The organism is Roseibium sp. MMSF_3247, from assembly GCF_030733765.1.
In the GTDB taxonomy this organism is placed as follows: Bacteria; Pseudomonadota; Alphaproteobacteria; order Rhizobiales; family Stappiaceae; genus Roseibium.
In genome coordinates this window covers 1-3,916 of the sequence record NZ_JASHII010000026.1, presented here as the reverse complement: position 1 = coordinate 3,916, position 3,916 = coordinate 1, and the positions used below count along the sequence as shown (strand labels likewise).

The 3,916-nt window shown below is 53.1% G+C and carries 2 protein-coding genes; one reads left to right on the top strand and one right to left on the bottom strand.

What is annotated here, in order from left to right:
• Window positions 1–475 precede the first annotated feature (475 nt).
• Window positions 476–772: a hypothetical protein gene (locus RBB44_RS25400; RefSeq protein ID WP_306150602.1), complete on the top strand. Its 297-nt coding sequence runs from the start codon at window positions 476–478 to the stop codon at window positions 770–772.
• Window positions 773–913: 141 nt separating this feature from the next.
• Here RBB44_RS25400 and RBB44_RS25395 read toward each other — a convergent pair whose 3' ends face one another.
• A complete protein-coding gene (locus tag RBB44_RS25395) occupies window positions 914–3,487 on the bottom strand; it encodes an EAL domain-containing protein (protein WP_371932360.1) in 2,574 nt (857 codons plus the stop codon).
• Between the last annotated feature and the right edge of the window lie 429 nt (window positions 3,488–3,916).

Sequence of the window (3,916 nt, the reverse complement as noted above, 5' to 3'; positions counted from 1 at the left end):
CAAACTCGCAAGGAACTTCCTGTCCGCTGTCGCCCTCGCAACACTCGTCGCATTCTGGCTATGATTGAGTCTGAACCTTAATCAAAGCATGAAAAGCAACGTTCATCGTCAAAATTGCATGCAACAAAGGTTTTAACAGGCATTGTCGGGCAATTTCGCATTGTTGCCTTTAGAGAAAAAGCGAAGAAACATTATCAAAGGCGCATTGATTTCAATACCCTAAAATTCGGCACTCTGCATTTCACCACACGAACCACCCAAACATGGCTTGCAGCCCACGCATGGCTCTTTCTAGTCTTTTCCGCAGTCAGAATGATCTTCGGAAAGTTACAGTCCGGTCCGGCATATGAAGATTCACTTTGAGACACTCCCTTTCTGCTTTGGGGCTTGGGACGGCTTCAGATGACCATGGACGCGGATCAACTGACTTCCGGGCCACATTAACGAGGTGTCAGGTTTGGAAATTGATCCGCGCATGGCAGAGCGCCTTCGACAAACCTTCAAAACCAGATTGGGTCAATTCGAGGCCGAAGCCGCGCATCGCGTCTCAGACCTCGTCGATTTTTGCAGGCGCCTCGGGGCCACAGGACACGTGGAGTTCCATCGGATTGCCAACGGGCTGGAAACCTTTCAGGAGTTGATGCAGAAGCACCCGGCGCATACGCCCGAAGGCAAAGACATTCGAGACCGTTTCGCGATCGCTATAGCGGATCTGCAACAGCTCTTCTCAGAACTCGCCGATCTTGCTGACATAGCGCGGCGAGAGCCGTGAGTGATGTCGCTCGGATAACTGAACAAAGGTTACCGAGGGCTGTTGGGATCCAAAAAGGGCAATTGAGCGACGGCGACGCCAATGGCGGCTTTTACCCGGTTTGGTCCACAAACAGAGGCATAAGCTGGTTGGCCGCGCCCGTTAAGCAGCAGTTTTCCAGCTTTCTGCCTTTACATAGGCAATCAGGTCATCAGACGGCATCGGGCGCCCAAGTGCATAGCCCTGCAGAACATCGCAGCCAAGGTCCTTTAGGACGCGGGCATGATCCATCGTTTCAACGCCCTCTGCGACAACCTCGATATTAAAGGATTTTCCAATATCGATAATCGAAGAGACCAATCGTTGCTGTTCATTTGAGCCGAGCAATGGATAAATGAACTGCCGGTCGATCTTTAGACGGGCCGGACGGAGATGAAGGAGACTGACGATTGAGGCATAACCGGTGCCAAAGTCATCAATCTCGATATCAATTCCCATCTGTTGAAGGCGCTTCAAATTGGATGTGATCATGGGATCTTGATCATCAAGAAAAATCGATTCCAACAGTTCGAAGGACAGCGCACCGGGTGTAAAAGACAACCCGTCGAGACTTTCGAACAGACTGGCATCCGCAAGTCGTCCAGCCGACACATTTACCGACACCTTTGGCACATCAAGGCCGGCCAGCTTCCACCGAAGAGAAGCCTGAAGCGTTTGTTCAAGAATGGTTCGGTCGATCAAGGGCACAACATTCAGATCATCGGCCGTTTTCATGAAGGTATCTGGCGCGAGCATGCCCTCTTTGGGGTGGTCCCATCGTGCGAGCGCCTCGACACCGACGATCTTGAGCGTTTCGGCATCAAATTGAGGTTGGAAAAACGGCACAAACTGTTTCTGTTCCAACCCAGTTAGGATGTCATCCGCAACACGTTTTGTGCGAATGATCTCCGCCTTCAGCGAACCAGAGAAGAATTCAAACCGGTTCCGCCCATTGCTTTTTGCTCTGTAAAGCGCAATGTCGGCGTCAACGAGCAGGTTCCGGCGTTGGCTTCCTGTATCTTTATCCACCATTGCAATGCCGATGCTGCCTCCAAACCGGCAGAGGTGGTTCTGGTAGGATACCGGCTCGCTGAGCCTGCCGATAATTTGATCTGCGAGCATGGACAATTCCATCTCGTCTGTTGCCCTGGTAACGGCAAATACAAACTCATCGCCACCAATACGCGCCACAAAATCACCGTCTTGTGCCGTGCCTTTCAAAATTGCAGCTGTATGGACCAGCATCGCATCACCGGCAGCATGCCCCAAAGTGTCATTGATATGTTTGAAACGGTCTAGATCGATATGCAAAAGCGCAGTTGGACCGCGGGAGGGATCGGCCTCCATGAGGCGTTGATCCAGAAACCGTCGGTTCGGCAATCCTGTCAGGCTGTCATGCAGCGCATTGTGTTCCATTTGCGCGCGCGCGGTTTCCAGCTCCTGATTCCGGAGCTCGGCACTTTTGTTCGCCTCGAGCAGATGTTTCTTCAAGGCCACATCTGAAGAAACGTCCCAATTCACACCAACGATATAACGTTGGCCGCTTTTACTTTGATGGACCGCCCCGATCGCCCGGATCCAGCGAGGCGTTCCATCCCGTAACACGACGCGAAACTCGGAATGATAGACCCCATTCGAGTTGATAGCGCCCCAATACTCCGTTTCAGCGCGCTCGCGGTCTTCAGGATGAAGGCGGTCGCTCCAGACGTTATAGTCGTTCGGATCTGTGTGGTCCGGAACATCGTAGAGTTCCTTCATCCTCTTGTCCCACGCAAGCACCTTGGTCTCGAGATTGAACTCCCAGATACCGATCTTGGACGTATCAAGCGCAAGCCTCAAACGCTGGGAGAGGCGCTCCGTCTCCTCTTGTTGCAACTTTGCTTCGCGGTGATGGCGTTGCCGTTCATCATAGAGTTGCCCGGCAACCAGAATTGGCACGACCAGCAACAACCCGCCAACAAACACGAGTCCGCGAACCAGCCACACATTGTCTGGAGCTAAATTCCAACCGCCGCGAGGAATTGCCGCGATATGCCAGCCGCCCGAAGGCAGCGAAATCGATGTGACCACAGGATCTCTCGAAAACACGTCCGGATCCCCGAAGAAGGCGTTGGCATCGCTCAAATCTGCGTCCTGCCCAGCGATCGCAATATCAAGAGGCAGGTCAGGATCGAGCAAACCACTGTCGGCATAAAGACGGGTTTCATCCACGACAGCGGACACCAGACCCCAAAGTCTTTTAGAACCGGCTAAATCCGTCGTATAGACCGGGAACCGTCCGATGAACCCCCGGCCGCCTTGCAAAAGATTGACTGGACCTGCGAGTACCAATTGCTTTGCGTCAACGGCTTGCAAAGCAGCCCTTCGCTGTTGGTCATTTTTTCTATAGTCAAGCCCGATTGCTTTCTCGTTACCGGCAATCGGATACATCAGGCGGATAACAAGGTCGGGTGCTGCCGCGATGTTGCGCAGTTGCGAATGGTCGCCGATCAGATGGCTGGCAATTTGACTGAACTGGGTCTGATCGATGTTCGGTTGATTGGCAATGACAGCCACCAGCCCCCGGACAAGCTGCAGGTTGCTGTTGATGTTTCCTTCAAGCTGCGCGCGGACCTTGCTCAGCTGCTCCCCGATGGCAGCACGCGCGCCCTCACGATGGACAGCGCGGTTCTGCAGTTCGGCAAAAACTGCCGTCACCAGCGTAACTGAAACTGCTATCCCGGCGATGAGATAACTCGGACGCAGTCGATACCTATTGATAAGTCTGTTCAAATTGAAAGACATCGCGGCTGAACTCGCTGGATTCCACTGCGTCAGAAGACCGGATCTACACAACTATCATAAAGCTAAAGCAGAAGCGTAAAGAAGATCTGTATCTGAGACCCGCCGTTTCCAACCGCTCCGATCAGCAGACGATCACCTTGCGAAACCGACCAACAACAATGGGTGGCTTCGGAAAAATCGGCACGCGCTCACCCGCTGCGCGTCTCTTCCCGGCACCCGCCAAAAGCAGCATTCATGATCAGGGCCATTTGCTTTTGATGCTGCCTGTTCCCCGTCAGCGCCTATGGGTCCGGATAAGCTGATTGCTTAAGGGAGAGGTTTTGGCTCATCTTCACTGATCAG

Coding starts and splice junctions, on each gene's coding strand:
- RBB44_RS25400 (WP_306150602.1), top strand. CDS start 476: ATGGCAGAGCGCCTTCGACAAACCTTCAAAACCAGATTGGGTCAATTC.